This window comes from Accumulibacter sp. (assembly GCF_036625275.1).
Classification (GTDB): domain Bacteria; phylum Pseudomonadota; class Gammaproteobacteria; order Burkholderiales; family Rhodocyclaceae; genus Accumulibacter.
Genome location: NZ_JAZKUD010000024.1, coordinates 1 through 14,807, shown reverse-complemented (window position 1 = coordinate 14,807; position 14,807 = coordinate 1). Strand labels below are relative to the sequence as shown.

The 14,807-nt window shown below is 64.0% G+C and carries 14 protein-coding genes; 9 read left to right on the top strand and 5 right to left on the bottom strand.

The annotated features are described in order from the left end of the window. Positions 1 to 139: 139 nt before the first annotated feature. A complete protein-coding gene (locus V5B39_RS10140; protein WP_332342772.1) occupies positions 140 to 1,498 on the bottom strand; it encodes an ATP-binding protein in 1,359 nt (452 codons plus the stop codon). 739 nt (positions 1,499 to 2,237) lie between these two features. Between V5B39_RS10140 and V5B39_RS10135 the strand changes: the two genes are divergently transcribed. Together V5B39_RS10135 and V5B39_RS10130 are read left to right on the top strand one after the other, a co-directional pair. After that, on the top strand, positions 2,238 to 3,419 hold the full coding sequence (locus tag V5B39_RS10135; RefSeq protein ID WP_332342771.1) for a hypothetical protein: 1,182 nt from the start codon (positions 2,238 to 2,240) through the stop codon (positions 3,417 to 3,419). Positions 3,420 to 3,446: 27 nt separating this feature from the next. Beyond that, positions 3,447 to 6,599: a tetratricopeptide repeat protein gene (locus V5B39_RS10130; protein ID WP_332342770.1), complete on the top strand. Its 3,153-nt coding sequence runs from the start codon at positions 3,447 to 3,449 to the stop codon at positions 6,597 to 6,599. A 131-nt stretch (positions 6,600 to 6,730) separates the two neighbouring features. Here V5B39_RS10130 and V5B39_RS10125 read toward each other — a convergent pair whose 3' ends face one another. Next, entirely contained in the window at positions 6,731 to 7,357 is a 627-nt protein-coding gene (locus tag V5B39_RS10125; protein WP_332342769.1) for a 2-hydroxychromene-2-carboxylate isomerase, read from the bottom strand. A gap of 279 nt (positions 7,358 to 7,636) precedes the next feature. Between V5B39_RS10125 and V5B39_RS10120 the strand changes: the two genes are divergently transcribed. The 7 genes from V5B39_RS10120 (at position 7,637) to V5B39_RS22180 (ending at position 12,175) form a co-directional block, all read left to right on the top strand. Beyond that, positions 7,637 to 8,020 carry a YcfL family protein gene (locus V5B39_RS10120; protein WP_332342768.1) on the top strand — a complete coding sequence of 128 codons (384 nt, stop codon included), beginning with the start codon at positions 7,637 to 7,639 and terminating at the stop codon, positions 8,018 to 8,020. A 349-nt stretch (positions 8,021 to 8,369) separates the two neighbouring features. Continuing rightward, positions 8,370 to 8,954 carry a cysteine hydrolase family protein gene (locus tag V5B39_RS10115; protein ID WP_332342767.1) on the top strand — a complete coding sequence of 195 codons (585 nt, stop codon included), beginning with the start codon at positions 8,370 to 8,372 and terminating at the stop codon, positions 8,952 to 8,954. Beyond that, positions 8,947 to 9,222 carry a DUF1272 domain-containing protein gene (locus tag V5B39_RS10110; protein WP_332342766.1) on the top strand — a complete coding sequence of 92 codons (276 nt, stop codon included), beginning with the start codon at positions 8,947 to 8,949 and terminating at the stop codon, positions 9,220 to 9,222. The genes V5B39_RS10115 and V5B39_RS10110 overlap by 8 nt, the downstream gene beginning before the upstream one ends. Before the next feature lie 4 nt (positions 9,223 to 9,226). Further along, on the top strand, positions 9,227 to 10,117 hold the full coding sequence (locus V5B39_RS10105) for an EamA family transporter (protein WP_332342765.1): 891 nt from the start codon (positions 9,227 to 9,229) through the stop codon (positions 10,115 to 10,117). Then, positions 10,114 to 11,067, top strand: coding sequence for a GlxA family transcriptional regulator (locus tag V5B39_RS10100; protein WP_332342764.1), 954 nt, complete (start codon positions 10,114 to 10,116; stop codon positions 11,065 to 11,067). Before V5B39_RS10105 ends, V5B39_RS10100 begins: the two co-directional genes overlap by 4 nt. Positions 11,068 to 11,444: 377 nt before the next feature. Further along, positions 11,445 to 11,597: a hypothetical protein gene (locus V5B39_RS10095; RefSeq protein ID WP_332342763.1), complete on the top strand. Its 153-nt coding sequence runs from the start codon at positions 11,445 to 11,447 to the stop codon at positions 11,595 to 11,597. Between the two features lie 248 nt (positions 11,598 to 11,845). Further along, positions 11,846 to 12,175, top strand: a complete 330-nt coding sequence (locus tag V5B39_RS22180; RefSeq protein ID WP_434735680.1) for a DDE-type integrase/transposase/recombinase — start codon at positions 11,846 to 11,848, stop codon at positions 12,173 to 12,175. On the opposite strand, the gene V5B39_RS10090 is transcribed toward V5B39_RS22180, so the two are convergent. From V5B39_RS10090 to V5B39_RS10080, 3 genes are all read right to left on the bottom strand, one after another. Beyond that, the gene (locus V5B39_RS10090) at positions 12,176 to 13,084 is read right to left on the bottom strand and encodes a tetratricopeptide repeat protein (protein ID WP_332342762.1); all 909 of its coding nucleotides are present in this window, start codon (positions 13,082 to 13,084) and stop codon (positions 12,176 to 12,178) included. Between the two features lie 228 nt (positions 13,085 to 13,312). After that, complete coding sequence (locus tag V5B39_RS10085) at positions 13,313 to 13,891, bottom strand: hypothetical protein (protein WP_332342761.1); 579 nt, start codon at positions 13,889 to 13,891, stop codon at positions 13,313 to 13,315. A gap of 155 nt (positions 13,892 to 14,046) precedes the next feature. Next, the gene (locus tag V5B39_RS10080) at positions 14,047 to 14,622 is read right to left on the bottom strand and encodes a matrixin family metalloprotease (RefSeq protein WP_332342799.1); all 576 of its coding nucleotides are present in this window, start codon (positions 14,620 to 14,622) and stop codon (positions 14,047 to 14,049) included. Positions 14,623 to 14,807: the final 185 nt, after the last annotated feature.

Genomic DNA, 14,807 nt, shown 5'->3' with positions numbered 1-14,807 from the left:
CGATCAATGCGACTTTCCCGGCGGATGCACGCACTGCGCCCTGACGAATGACACCTGTCGCAGATCCTGCAAAGCGTGGTGGCCTGGGCAACAGCGATGGGCGTTACTGAACACTCCCTGAATAACCCCGGAATGGCGCTCACCAGCGCAGTCGTGCCTCAAAGCCGCCGCCGTCGCGGTTGGTGAGCTCAAGAACGGCTCCATGCAGTTCGGCGATGCGACTGACGATAGTCAGGCCGAGACCGCTGCCTTCGGCGGAGACCGAGGCGCCGCGGTAGAAGCGCTCCATCAGGCGCGGCAGCTCCTGCGCCGGAACACCGGGGCCGTTGTCGCGAACGGACAGGAGCACGTGACGCTCGACGGTCTGCAGCGCGACGACGATTTCGCTGCCTGCCGGCGAATAGCGGATAGCGTTGTCGATCAGGTTGCGCAGCGCCACTTCGAGAAGGTCGGAATCGCCTTGTACTGGCGCGATGTCCTCCGCCAGATCCAGCACGATCCACGCCTGCGGGGCGGTATCCCGAACGCCAGCGGCAACGCGCTGCACCAGTTCGGCGAGATTCATCGCCTGGGGTTGCGACAGTTGCGCCAGTGGGTCGAGTCGCGCCAGACGCAGCATCTGCTCGACGAGGCGCGTCGCGCGGTCGAGTCCGGCCAGGGCCTGGGTCAGTGCGTGCTTGCGCTGGTCGGCATCGGTGCTGAGCAGCGCCACCTGCGCCTGAATGCGCGCCGCCGCCAGGGGTGTGCGCAACTCGTGCGCGGCGTCGGCGGTGAAGCGCCGCTCGTTCTCCAGCGAATGGCCGAGGCGGTAAAGCACGCGATTGATCGCCGCGACCAGTGGCTGGGCCTCGCGCGGAATATTGCGGCCGGCCAGCGGGGTCAGGTTGTCCGAGGAACGCGTGGCGACCTCGGAGGCGAGGTCGTCGAGCGGCTTTAGCCCGCGCCGGATCGAAAAATAGATGGCCAGCAGCGCCAGCGGCAGCGCGAAAACCAGCGGCTGCACCGTCTTGACCGCGATCTCCAGCGCTTCCCGGTCGCGTTTCGGGATGGATTCGGCGACTTGCACGCGATACCTTCGGTCGGCAGATTCGAGAATCAGGCTGCGCCAGCGCTCGCCCCTGTCCATCACATTGGCATAGCCGAGGGCGCCGGAGAGTGGCGTGGCCGGCGCATTCGCCGAGCGCACCAGCACCGCGCCATCGGGTCTGCCGACCTGGTATTCGAGCGTCAGCTGATTGCGGCGCGAATGCAGGCCGCGGATTCCGGCCAGGCGAGCCGGCAGGTCAGCCAGTTGATCCTCGCCCTCAACGGCTTTGGCGAGCAACAGTTGCGCCGTCTTCGCCAGCTGGCCATCCATTAATTCCTGGACCTCGTGGCGAGCGCGTTGGTAACTCTGCACCGAGGCAAACGCCAGGATCAACAGCAAAGCGATCGAGACCAGCAAGAGCAGCCGCCAGCGCAGCGACGGTATGCGGCTGAAATTGAATGGACTGTCCATCACGCTGAATGACGGAAGCGATATTGGCGGCCAGGGCCGGGATGCCTGTTCACGTGAGCGAAGAAATCAAGACGCAGGCGGTGAGAGTTCCGGCATCCCGACCGGTCTCAGGAACGCGCCAGCGCGACGATGCGCCGGAGGCGTTTTTCGTTCAGTTCGCCGCCTGTACCCAGCGTGTGTTTGCCTGGCATCGCCAGCATATTCATCACCCGCTGCGCCGCCGCTGTACAGCATCAGCACGCGCGCCGTTGCCGGAATCAGGCGCGCGCGATGCGCGAAACTGTCGGTGCCGAAGCAAATCCGCGTCGGATTGTGGTGGTTGAATTCGAACAATGGCTGCGCCGCTGTGCTCATGGTATGGACCTCAACAGAATCGGGTGTGGAATCATCGCACGAACCCGCGGCGAACGGAGGCGATGCGCAAGCAGGGAGGCCTTTCCGGTCTGTCGGTCTGTCCTGACAGGCGGGCGATTCGGCTGCGTGCAAGAACCTCGGTTCTCATGATCGGAGATGCCTGGAAAAGTCATGACCGTTAATGTGAAAGTCGCGTATGCGACTCACGAATCTCCCCTCCCCCTCGCGGGGGAGGGGTCGGGGGAGAGGGAAACGGTCATGACTTTCATGACCGGAGATGCCTGGAAAAGTCATGCCCGTTAGAAAAACAAAGTTGTTTTGAAACGCTTGTGTTTCAAAACAACTTTGTTGTAAGATTCATCGCGTACTCCACAGGAGAAATCGCATGCGTGACTACACTGCCAGCAGCTATGGCCGCAACGGTGAGGTGGCCGACATCTGTCGGCTCTTTGATAACGACCGCGATGTTTCGATGCCCGGCCCGCGTCGTCTGGGCAAGACCTTTGTCGTCGACCGTCTGAAGGACGCGGCGCCGGGGAAGGGGTGGCGCGCGATCAAGGTCGAGGTCGCCGGCTGTTCCGACACGGCGTCGTTCTTTCGCGAGATGTGCACGGGGATCGACAAGGCGCTGCCGGCGACAAGCTCGGCATCGATGATGATCACGCAGCGTCTCGGGCAAGTCCTCAACCCTCGCCAGGATCGTACTGGCCATTGGTCCCAGCAACTGTTGAGCGTCGACCATCAAAGCTACTTCGAACGCCAGCTCAAGGCCCTGCACGAAGATCCCGGACAGCGCACGGCGCTGCTGATCGACGAGCTGCCGATCTTCCTCAAGGCCTTGCACGACAAGGGTCCGGACGGCGTCCAGAACGCCCGCAACCTCATGAACCTGCTCAGCCGCTTGCGCGCCGACCATCCGCGCGTGCGCTGGATGATCACCGGTTCGATCGGCATCGAGCCGCTCGCACGCGCCGGCAACTACATGGGCGTGCTCGCCAAGTTCGTCACCTTTGAACTGCTGCCGCTGACTGCCGGGCAAGCCAGGGATTTCCTCCAGGATCTGGCGCGCGACGGTCAACTGATGCATCGCCGGGAGATCACCGACAGCGAAGCCGAGGCCGTGATCGCGGCGACCGGCTGGTGCGCCGCCTATTACCTCGAAGCTCTCGCGCAAAAACTCTCCGGAGAACCGTGTGCCGATCAGGTGCGCGCCAGCCAGGCGGTCGAAGCGGCCGTCGGCAGCTTGCTGCAGCCCGCGGAAATGGCGACTTTCGGTACCTGGGAAGAACACTTGCGCAAGCATTACCACGACGACGAGCGCGTGCTCGCCTTCGCCGTACTCGGCGCCCTGGCGCCGGAAGCACAAGGGTTATCGCTGAGCACCCTGCTCGCCGCCATCGATCAGCCGGCGCTGACCCGGCACGGCTTGCGCGGCCTGCTGCTGCGCCTGCACGCCGACGGTTTCCTCGACGTCGACGACTGGGAGGCCGACGAGCCGATGGTCCGTTTCCGCAACCTTCTGCTCCGTCGCTGGTGGTACCGCTTCCAGCCGCAAGCGGCCCGCTAACGCTGCCAACCCGGTCGACATCGCTGCATGGACCTCTCCTACTTCAACCCGCGCTTGCAGACGGAACCCGACTTTCTTGCCAACTTCGTGGCTCGGCAGCAAACGCTCGAATTCTTCCTGCGCCAATTGCGGCCCTTGCGGCCGGAACAGGCGGCGCGGCACTTCCTGCTGGTTGCCCCGCGTGGTTTCGGTAAAACGTCGCTGCTCAGGCGCATCGCGATTGCGACCCGCGCGGAAGCCGATCTGCGGCAGCGCTACATCCCGCTCTCGTTCCGCGAGGAGCAGCACAACGTGATCAGTCTCGACGTTTTCTGGCGCAACTGCCTGCAGTCGCTGCTCGAAGCGCGCGAGGACGAGCAGGCGCCGGCAGCCGAACTCGACGAACTCGACGAAGCCTGGAGCACCTTCGCGCCCCGCCAGGGACTTCCCCGCGAAGAGCAGGACGGTGAACCGGCGTACAGCGCCTTCCGCCGGTACTGCACCCGCCTGCAGCGGCGGCCGTTGTTGCTGATCGACAACCTGGATTCGCTGCTCGCCGGGCTGGGGACGAACCACCCATGGGCCTTGCGTCGCGTGTTGCAGGCCGCCGGCGGGCCGGTACTGATCGCCGCGGCGGCGCGCTATCCGGAATCGATACACGACGCGCAGGCCGCGTTCTACGACTTTTTTCGTGTGCATACCCTCGACAAACTCTCCGACGCCGAGGTCATGTACTGCCTGCGCGGGCTGGCCGTACGCCGGGGAGAGCCGGGTCGGGCGGTACTCGATCTGCTCGATCGCGACCCCGGCCGCGTTGCCGCCCTCAATACCCTCGCCGGCGGCAACCCGCGTACCCTCAACGTTCTCTACAGTGTCCTCGAATCGCACCTGAGCAGCGACATCCTGTCGCAACTGAGCGCCATGCTCGACACCTTCACCGGCTGGTACCAGGCACGGATCGAGGAATTGCCGCTGCAGGCGCGCGCGGTGTTCGACGCCCTGGCGCTGAACTGGGACCCGGTCACCGCCGCCGCCCTCGGCGAGATCACCGGCCTCGAAACGGGCGCGGTCAGCAGTCACCTCTCGCGCCTCGAGAGGATCGGCTACGTCGAGAGCGTCGCGCTCAACCGACGCGGCAAAGGGCGAAATGCTTACCAGGTCAGCGAACGCTTTTTCAACATCTGGTACCTGATGCGCAACGGGCCGCGCCGCATCCAGCAGCGGATCCGGTTTTTGACCGTTTTCCTGCAGTCGTGCTTCCAGCCGGCGGAACGGCGGGCGATCGCGCAGAGGGCACTGAGCGACGACGGCACCGACCCCGGAGTCGTCCTTGCCGTCGCCAATTGCCTGCCCGGCGGAATGCTGCGCCAGGCCCTGCTGGAACGCGCAGCAAGGCAATCGCGACGCTTCGGCAACGAGGACGAATATCGCGCCGCGATCGGCGACCTGCGACGCCTGGAGGTGGGTTTGAGCGCGACACAGCCCGACGAGTCGCTCGGGGAAATCGAGGAGATGATCCAGCGCCACGGCGAAGCGCCCGAACTTGAGCGGCGCGTGCTGGTGGCGCGGGCACTGGTCAACAAGGGCGTCACGCTGCGCCAGCTTGGCCGCCCGGAGCAGGAGGTGGCAGCGTACGACGAAGTGATCACACGCGATGCCGGGTCGAGCGAGCCGGCTTTGCGCGAGCCGGTGGCGTTTGCACTGGTCAACAAAGGCATCACGCTCGGCAGCCGGCTCGGCCGCCCGGAGCAGGCGCTGGCCGCGTACGACGAAGTGATCAAGCGCGATGCCGAGTCGGGCGATCCAGCCTTGCGCGAGCCAGTGGCGAAGGCACTGGTCAACAAGGGCTGCACGCTGGGCCAGCTCGGCCGCCCGGAGCAGGCTCTGGCAGCATTCGAGGAGGTGGTTACGCGCGATGCCGATTCGAGCGACCCGGCCTTGCGGGTGCTGGTGGCGAGGGCACTGGTCAACAAGGGGGTCGCGCTTGGCCGGCTTGGCCGCCCGGAGCAGGAGGTGGCAGCGTACGACGAAGTGATCACGCGCGATGCCGGGTCAATCGATCCGGCCTTGCGCGAGCAGGTGGCGGAGGCACTGGTCAACAAGGGCGTCACGCTCGCGGAACTTGGCCGCCCGGAGCAAGCGCTGGCAGCATTCGAGGAGGTGGTTGCGCGCGATGCCGATTCGAGCGACCCGGCCTTGCGGGTGCTGGTGGCGAGGGCACTGGTCAACAAGGGGGTTGCGCTTGGCCGGCTTGGCCGCCCGGAGCAGGCGCTGGCAGCATACGACGAAGTGATCACACGCGATGCCGGGTCAATCGATCCAGCCTTGCGCGAGCCGGTGGCGAAGGCACTGGTCAACAAGGGCGTCACGCTCGCGGAACTTGGCCGCCCGGAGCAGGCGCTGGCAGCATTCGAGGAGGTGGTTGCGCGCGATGCCGAGTCGAGCGAGCCGGCCTTGCGCGAGCAGGTGGCGGCGGCACTGTTCAACAAGGGGGTCACGCTTGGCCGGCTTGGCCGGCTTGGCCGCGCGGACGAAGCGGCAAGTAGTCTGCGACAGGCAACTGCCTTAGCTACCGCTACCCAGTTGCCATCAATCTATAGCCGACTCGGCAACCTGCTGCTCGACGAGCAGGGGGACCCGGTCGCTGCGCTCGACGCCTATCGCTCCGGATTGGCCACATCGCCCACCGGCGACGACAGGTCGTTCCTGCACGCGAATTGCGCGTACGCACTGGCGCTGCACGTTGGCGACCGCGAGCGGGCACGCCAACATCTCGAACTCGCGCTCGCCGATAACAGGATGGGCGAAGCGTGCCGGCGTCTCCTGCGCGCCTTGTCGCTGATCGTCGACGAGAACAGCGACGGAATCCATTGGACGCGCCTGTACGAACAGATCGGCAGCGCCGTCGAAGCCGGCGACCCGTCGCTCTGGTCCGATTATCTTGACGACCTGCAACGGCTGCTCTGGTTCGTCATCGCCAGTGGCCAGGGTGCCACCTTGCGGGGGTGGCTCGAAACGGCACGCTACCCGCTGCTGCAGGCACCGCTGTACCATGCGGTGATCGCCGCGATCGACGGCGACGAGCATCTCCTGCAGATCAACCCGGAGACGCGCCAGGCCGCGCAACGGATCTACGACGGCCTGGCCAGACGATTGCGGGTGTACGCCCCGGCAACGAGAGGCGCGGGCCGCCATCGATAGGGCTCGCGGCCGGCGACCGTCCGCCGCTCAGGTGACCGGCGCGCCCTCCGCCAGGCGGGCACAGCGGCCGCGCAGGGCGGCAACGGAATGTGCATGAGCCACGGCGCGAATCCTGCCAGCGGCCGGCCGGATCAGGCGCTGCCCGCGGCAGCATCCTCCAGGGCGTCGTCGAGACGATCGTTGCCCCAGTACATCTCGTCGCCGACGAAGAAGGTGGGAGCGCCGAAAATCCCCTTGGCCTTGGCGGCTTCGGTCTGTTCGCGCAGCCGCAGCTTGTTCGCATCGCTCTGCGCCGCGGCCACCACCTCGTCTGCCGGCTGGCCGAGCTGGCGCAGCACCTCGCGTACCACCGCTTCCGAGCCGATATCCTGGTCGAAAGCGAAGTTGAGCCGCATGATCTGCTGGCAGAATTCGCCGATCCACGGTTTGTCGGACGCGAGCAGCGCGACGCGGTGAGCCAGCATGGCGTTGCGCGGGAACGTGCCCGGCTTCTTCCAGGGCAGGCCATACTTGCGGCATAAGCGCACCATGTCTTGCCAGACGTACTCGCCTTTTTCCTTCTGCAGCACGAAAGGCGAGGCTTCCCAGCCGAAAGAGCGGAAGATGGGGCCGAGGAGGAAGGGTTTCCACACCACCCGCACGCCATGCCGGGCTGCCGCCTCCTCGATGCGCATGGCGCTCAGGTAGCTGTAATTGCTGCCGAAATCAAACCAGAATTGGATGGTTTTTGCCGCGCAGGCGGGAGGATTGTCGTTCATCGATGTCTCCAGGGTGAAGGTGAAAATCGCCTCAGCGACTCAGGAATCGCCACTCTCCCACGCAGGCCGTGCGAGGGGTCGGGGGTGAGAGGGGGAATTCGCCAAGACTGCTTTGCATCCAGAATGACGGTCCCTGTGTGGTCCGAAATAGGGAGCCGTTGATCAGGGAGTGATCTTCTGTAACCGAATCGAACGTCGAGCGTTATGATCCTGAGAAACCTCCCGGCTCTTCCAGGGGATAAGGACTGAATTCCGTGTGGCCCAATAGAAAGGTTATCCATGTACTCGAAACGTCGTATCACCGTGGCGGCACTCTCCCTGATCGTGTTGTCAACACTGTCCGTTGCTGCGCCCGCAAGCGGACTGATCTCAAGCAAGGTCGAACTGACCACGAGCGATGACAGTGTCCAGGTCACCGATTTGCGTGCCGTACAATCCAACCGCCTGCTCCGTGTTCAAGCCGAACTCACCAATTTCTCCCCGTCTGACCAACAGGTCTATTACCGCTTCAAATGGCTGGACAAGAACGGTTTCATGGTATGGGATGACGAGCCGTGGAAACCGATGATAATCTACGGAAGCCAAAAGCAGATCATCAACGTCAGCCCGCCCTCACTGTTCGCCACCGACTTCCGCCTGGTTCTACATTCTTCGCGGCGCTAGGGTTCTGCTTCGTAACACCATTTTTCCAGGAAATCAGCCGTAGGCTGGGCTGGCAAAGCCCGACAGCCCCCACGATAGCCGTGGGCTGCGACCAGGTTTCGCACCGCAGGAGGCCGGCTGGAGGGAACCGATCGAGGGTACCGGGTTGTTGTCGGGCTTCGCCAGCGCAGCCCAAGCTGCTGTTCCCGCGCGCCAGGCCTTACACGCACGCGCCGGAGGTTGCCCGGCGGACCCCTTCCCGCCTCGGCCGGCGATGGCCGTTTTTGTCCCGTGATTGTCCTGGCGCGGCATCGTTCATTTTCTCGCATGGCCTTACGATGGCGGCACGTCAAACCAAGGAGGTCTGGAAATGTCCGAAAATGATGTTGTCAGGGGTCGTCGTGCGGCACTGCTGGTGATCGACGTGCAGGAGTCGTTCCGGCACATGCCCTTCTGGTCCGAAGCCGATCTGCCGGCGTTCAGGGACGCCTTGCTGCGCCTCGACGCCGGGTGTCGGGAACGCGGGCTGCCGGTGGTGCATATTTTTCATGTCGGGCAGGTCGGGCCGTTTACCGAGGCATCGGGGCACGTGCGCGCACTCGACTGGCTGCCCGGTTCGCCGGACGTGTGCTTCTTCAAGCACACGCACAATGCCTTCTCGGACACTGGCCTCGACCTGTGGCTGCGCCGCCGCGGCATCGCGCGCCTGATCATCGCCGGCATCCGCACCGAGCAATGCTGCGAGACGACGACGCGGGTCGGCTCCGACATCGGCTACGAGGTCGATTTCGTCAGCGAAGCGACGCTGACCTTCCCGATGACGCATCCGTTCAGCGGCCGCAGCTACTCGCCGGCGGAGATCAAGGAACATGCCGAACTCGTGCTGGCCGGACGTTTCGCGCGCATCGTCAGCGTCGACGATTGCCTCGCCGCGCTGGGAGACGGACATGCTTGAACTGCGCCCGAACTGCGAATGTTGCGACCGCGATCTGCCGCCCGACTCGCGAGCGGCGATGATCTGTTCGTTCGAATGCACCTTCTGCGCTGATTGTGCCGACACCCGGTTAGCCGGAATCTGTCCCAACTGCGGCGGCGAGTTGCTGCGCCGGCCGATTCGCCCGGCGGACAAACTGGCGCGCTACCCGGCGTCGGCGCAACGGGTCTGCAAGCCCTGCGCCGGCAGCGACCTGCCTGCCACGGCAACGACCGCGGCACAGGCCTGAGCGCATGCGTCCGCGCGATCTCGCTCTCGCCGTGCTGGTGGTCATCGTCTGGGGTGTCAACTTCGCGGTCATCAAGACCGGCGTCGCCGAAGTGCCGCCGCTGCTGCTCGGCGCCCTGCGCTTCCTGCTCGCCGCCTGCCCGGCGGTGTTCTTCCTGCGCGCACCGAAAGTGCCCTGGCAGCTCTACCTCGCGTACGGGATGACCATTTCGGTCGGGCAGTTCGCATTTCTGTTCTCGGCCATCCACGTCGGCATGCCTTCCGGGCTGGCCTCGCTGGTGCTCCAGTCGCAGGCCTTTTTCACGATGCTCTTCGCCGCACTGTGGCTCAAGGAGGGCTGGCGCACCAGCCAGCTCGTCGGGCTGCTGCTGGCGGCCTGCGGTCTGGCGCTGATCGGCTCGGCGCACGGCGTGTCGATGCCGCTGCTCGGCTTTCTGCTGACCGTCGCCGCGGCGTCGCTGTGGGCGGCCGGCAACATCGTCACGCGTGCGGTCGCCGCCTGCGGGCCAATCAACCAGCTCGCCTTCGTCGTCTGGGCGAGTCTCGTGCCGCCGCTGCCCTTCCTCGCGCTGTCGCTGCTGATCGAGGGCCGGCCGGCGATGGCCGCCGCGTTGAGCGATTTCAGCCTGCGCTCCTTCGCCGCCGTGGCCTATCTCGCCTGGGCGGCGACGCTGCTCGGCTACGGCTTGTGGACGCGCCTGCTGTCACGCTACCCGGCCAACCAGGTGGCGCCGTTCAGCCTGCTGGTGCCGGTGGTCGGGCTGACGACCGGCTGGCTGGTATTCGACGAAGTGCTGCGGCCGGTGCATCTCGCCGGTGGCGTGCTGCTGATGCTCGGCCTGGCGGTCAATCTGTTCACCACCCGCCTGCTTGGCTGGGCGAGGGCGCGGCCATGACGCTGTCGGTGTGGTTCGTCCTCACGCCGAACGTGCTGATGCTCGACTACGCCGGGCCGGCCGAGGCGCTGCGCATGGCCGGCGAAATGGGAGCCGACCTGGCGATCCATACCTGTGCGCCGGTGCCGCAACTGCGCACTTCACTGGGCGTCGAACTCGCCGGTCTCGCCGCGCTGCCGGCGTGTCTGCCGCCCGACAGCCTGGTGATCGTCACCGGCAACGCCTGCGAGGCCGAGGATTACGCGCGTCCCGAAGCGCAGGCCGTCGTCGCCTGGCTGCGCACGGCGATGGCGCCGGACACGCAGCTCGCCAGCATCTGTTCCGGTGCGCTGCTGCTCGCCGCCGCCGGCCTGCTCGACGGCCGACGGTGTACGACGCACCATAGTCTGATCGACGCGCTGCGCATTGCCGCGCCGGCGGCGAAGGTCGAGGAGAACCGCGTTTTCGTCGACGACGGGCCGCTGCTGACCAGCGCCGGCATCACGACCGGCATCGACCTTGCGCTGTACCTGATCGAGCGGCATGCCGGCGCCGAACTGGCCGCGCGCGTCGCGCGTCGGCTGGTCGTCTACCAGCGTCGTGCCGGCAACGATCCGCAGCTTTCGCCGTGGCTCGCCCACCGCAACCACCTGCACCCCGCCGTCCATCGCGCGCAGGACGCGATCGCGCAGGACCCGGCGCGATCGTGGTCGGTCGACGAGCTTGCCGCGCAGGCGCATGTCAGCGCCCGTCATCTGACGCGCCTGTTTGCCGAGCACGCGGGCATCAGTGTCGTCGGCTATCAGCAGCGGCTGCGCGTCGCGCGGGCGCGCGAACTGCTCGCCGAGCGGCAACTGTCGGTCGAGCGCGTCGCCGAGCTGGCCGGCTTCGCCTCGGCACGCGATTTCCGGCGTGTCTGGCAACGCTATGAAGGCGGCACGCCGAGCATGCGGCGAGCTGCGGGTGGGTGAGGCAGTGCTTTTCTTGGCGAGACTGAGCTTCCCCCGAAATTTCGTTTGCCAAGGGTACCCTAAAATGGAGTCACTTTTGGAAGGCAAGACGTGAAGGTAACGAAGCCGGCCTAGACGACCGAATTCAAGGAACGGGCGGTGAAGCGGGTCAAGGATGGTCAGCGCCTCCGTGCCGTGGTCAAGGCACTTGGGCGGGGCGAGCAGACCTTTCGTCACGGGATAAAAGCGTCAGCAGAAGGCCAGCTCAACGGAGCGGGGAGCAGAGGGGTCACGCCGGACGAGCGGGAACTCTCCAGACGGCGAGCCGAAAATCTCCGTCGCAAGCGGGAGAACGAAATCCTCAAAAAAGCGACGGCGTCCTTCGCAAGGGAGGTTCTGTGAAGGTCGCCTGGATTGCCGAGCAGGGAAATGCGTTTGCCCTGGCTGAACGGTGTGCGGTGCGGGATGTCAGCTCCGTGGCTAGCGGGCCGGGAAGCGTGGTGGGGCGCCGGATCGCCAGCGCCAGAGTGACGGCCAAAGGCTGGCGCTGATCCGCGCCCTCCCTGCCGAACGCAAAAGCGCCGACGGCCGCCCGTGCAGGGTGCGCGAGTGACGGGAGTGACGGACAAGGGAGGGCTCGGCCGGCCAGGAGCGTGTTGAACGGCGGAGGCGCGACCACGGCATCCCTGCTCGCCACCAGCAGCGCGACCAGGTCACGACGGACTCCAGGCCCGGCTTGCCGGTGGCGGAGAACCGGCTGGACAGAAACTTTATACCGACGGCGCCCAATCCGGTCGGGATGTCAGATATCCCCTCCCTGTGGACCGGTGAAGGCGGGCTCTCCCTGGCCATCGTGCGCGATCTGTTCAACCGCGAAGGGGTGGGCTGGTCGCTGAAGCCGCGCAGGACGACAGACCTCGTGACGGATGCGCTGACCCCGGCCTGGTTCAGGAAGCAGCCGGTACAGGGGCGGATACCCCACTGCGACCGGGGGAGTCAGTACGCCCGCCATGCGTTTCAGGGGTCTGGCGGTTGCGCAGGGGGCCATACAGAGTCATTTTGCGTTCAATTTCTGCACGTGGCTCAATCTCAAATTCTGTGGTCATTGCCTTTCCTCGATTTTTTCTGACTATTGTTCTGTGCTACAGATCGGGCGACTAACTGAGGTAATTCCATTATTTGGTGGCGAAACGACGTACCATCTCTGCCGCCAATAACTGGCTAGTTCAGGAGATTTTTCAACGCCTATTCCCATATCATACAATCTTGAGAGAAGAAGAAAGGAGCCTCTGGCACAATTATTTTGAGCTGCAATCGAACACCATTGAAACGCCTTTGCCGGATTAGCCTGAAAACCCCATTCCACATCCGGCGCACGCACCCGCTGTGGCACCGTAGCTCCGGTGTAGGCCCAGCACAGTTCTTCCTGCGCCCACGGGTTACCGCCGCGTGCCGCGATTTCCGCCCACTTGGGCGCGTCAGAACTTTTCAGTAAAGGGTGGGTCACTTTGCAGTTCACGAGGGTGCTGCCCAAGCGCGTGCCGCCAGTCACCATCTGCCAGAGCCAGGTCGCCGGTTGCGGTTCGCCCGCTTCCGCCGCCGCGATGATCGTGCCGAGTATTTCGGTTTGGTCGGCTTCGCCCAGGCCACTCCGGGGCCACCAACAACGATGGGTCTCGTCCGGGTCTTCATGCCAGCGTTTGGGGTTGTTGAAGTATTCCAGGCGAGGATCGCGTCTATACGCGTAGTAAGCCGCCGCACCTTTCGAACCGTTGGCCATGGCTTTTTGCAGCCATCGATTGCTTTCTTCTTTTTCCTCCGTGACCATGCCCATGAAGTACTGGGCTTGCGAATCACCCTTTTCGGCCAACGCCCGCTGCTTTTCGGTCCGTTCCGGTGGGATGGGCTTCATATATCCGTTGCCCCACGCCGCTTCGCACATCGACCCAATCCGCAAGTCCGATGCAAACGCCCTGGGCGCAGCGACAATGGCGAGAGCGGCGATCAAACACCGGGTAACAAGGATCGGATAGTCCATTTTCAGTCTCTCTCCATACCAGTCGTTGCGATGCACACCCCCCACAGCGGCTGTCCGAACCTCACGCCACGCATCGATGCTGGCGACGCGGGAGAGAGCACGCTGTAGGTGACGTGCTATCGGTGGAAAAGCCCGTTGGCTGCGTATCATAGGTCCGCCGCAAGGCATTGAGAAGGGTCGTGTCCGGTTCCATATTGTTTCCTGGATATCAGTGTCGAGCTTGTTCGTTCAGGGTGTCGGGCAGGCTGTGTTGGGTGGAGTCATTGCCCGGTATGCCTTCGCCCGTTCCTCACTCTTTTCCATGCAAATGCCGGAGCTGGCCATATAGTCAAGACTGCGCACGACGCAGCCCTCCCCGTTTTTCAAGGCCAGTTCTCTGTAACGAACGATCTCCCGGCACACCTCGCGATTGGTGTCGTAGTGGGGTCGTATTGCTCTGAGGAGGCTATAGGCGTAGTCCGACTGAAATGTTCTGATAGCGCTCCGATTCTTGTCATTCGGGGGTGTCTCAAGAATTTCGCGCAGGAATTCCTTCCCGGTTGGCGTACGCTTGGCCATAGCCCGGCAACGATGTCCATATTTCAGCTCGGTGCATCCATATAACACGTCGTTCCCGTACAGGTAGGCCGCTGCGAATGCCTTCTTCAACTCCCAATCGCCGGCGCGTGCTCGTACTTCGAGTGCATCGACTTCATCTTCCGTCGGGGCATCCGGCGCATCGGCACTTTCCAGCAACCAAGATGACGCTGAAGCAGGTAATGCCAGGCAGATGAGCAACAAGATGGCTACAAGCTTGTGTCGTTTCATGCGGCTTCCTTTCATTTCAGAGGGTTGGCCGCCACAGGGCCATAGATTAGTTGACGGGGTCAGCTTCATTTGCAATTTTCTCCTCTCGGCATCACGCCCGACATTCTGCCTCCTGCCGCCCAGAGAAGGCCGCTTCAACTCTCGTGCTGCAGTCTTCATGCCGCGACCTCCCATGCCATGTCATTTAGTGTTTGCAGCGCTGCAATGTCGTAGCGGGCAGGCGTCAACGTACTCGTCGCCGCCAGCGTCGATTGCAGCACCGATCCGTACCCATTCCGGACGGCGGTATAGGGCTGACTCGACCGGTAGGACATGATGGTGTCGATTGCGTTGTCTTCGTCGCCAGCGTAAGTGCCTAATTTGTAATTGCCCGGATGCGCCAGCCCCAGTGCGTGACCGATCTCGTGCAGAAGCGTGGTAAAACCGCCGTCGCCCGGCGTCCATTCCACGCCGTCCATGTTCGTATCGGACGATTTGGACATGACGACCACGTTGTAGTCTGCCGCCACGTTTCCCGTGAATTGACGAACGTTGTAGCCCGCCGCGTTCGTTACGCCATCGTCCGATTTCTTATCACTCAGGTCGCCCACGCCGAAACGGATTTGCGCGTTGGCGTCGTCGCGGACAAACGTGACACCCAGGACTTTCTCCCAAGCAGCAAATGCCTTCGCAACCTGAGCCATCTGCGCTTCACTGCCGGCGGAAAAGTCCTTGCCGTAGTTTTTTGCCAGGTGTAAAGCGCTGTTCGATAGGCAGGATCACTTGCACCCAGCGGATAACTCTCAGGCTTCCCCCCTGTGTCAGACTAGTTGTCGCCTCGATAGGATCTGAAACCGGGGGCAATAACGAGGTGAGGAAATGGCAAGATACGGACAAGTGATGAAGGATCGGGTGGTAGCGAAGCTGTTACCACCGG

What these genes read in the sequence shown, in the direction of transcription:
- V5B39_RS10140 (WP_332342772.1), bottom strand. Translation starts at nt 1,498, where the DNA reads ATGGACAGTCCATTCAATTTCAGCCGCATACCGTCGCTGCGCTGGCGG.
- V5B39_RS10135 (WP_332342771.1), top strand. Translation starts at nt 2,238, where the DNA reads ATGCGTGACTACACTGCCAGCAGCTATGGCCGCAACGGTGAGGTGGCC.
- V5B39_RS10130 (WP_332342770.1), top strand. Translation starts at nt 3,447, where the DNA reads ATGGACCTCTCCTACTTCAACCCGCGCTTGCAGACGGAACCCGACTTT.
- V5B39_RS10125 (WP_332342769.1), bottom strand. Translation starts at nt 7,357, where the DNA reads ATGAACGACAATCCTCCCGCCTGCGCGGCAAAAACCATCCAATTCTGG.
- V5B39_RS10120 (WP_332342768.1), top strand. Translation starts at nt 7,637, where the DNA reads ATGTACTCGAAACGTCGTATCACCGTGGCGGCACTCTCCCTGATCGTG.
- V5B39_RS10115 (WP_332342767.1), top strand. Translation starts at nt 8,370, where the DNA reads ATGTCCGAAAATGATGTTGTCAGGGGTCGTCGTGCGGCACTGCTGGTG.
- V5B39_RS10110 (WP_332342766.1), top strand. Translation starts at nt 8,947, where the DNA reads ATGCTTGAACTGCGCCCGAACTGCGAATGTTGCGACCGCGATCTGCCG.
- V5B39_RS10105 (WP_332342765.1), top strand. Translation starts at nt 9,227, where the DNA reads ATGCGTCCGCGCGATCTCGCTCTCGCCGTGCTGGTGGTCATCGTCTGG.
- V5B39_RS10100 (WP_332342764.1), top strand. Translation starts at nt 10,114, where the DNA reads ATGACGCTGTCGGTGTGGTTCGTCCTCACGCCGAACGTGCTGATGCTC.
- V5B39_RS22180 (WP_434735680.1), top strand. Translation starts at nt 11,846, where the DNA reads ATGTCAGATATCCCCTCCCTGTGGACCGGTGAAGGCGGGCTCTCCCTG.
- V5B39_RS10090 (WP_332342762.1), bottom strand. Translation starts at nt 13,084, where the DNA reads ATGGACTATCCGATCCTTGTTACCCGGTGTTTGATCGCCGCTCTCGCC.
- V5B39_RS10085 (WP_332342761.1), bottom strand. Translation starts at nt 13,891, where the DNA reads ATGAAACGACACAAGCTTGTAGCCATCTTGTTGCTCATCTGCCTGGCA.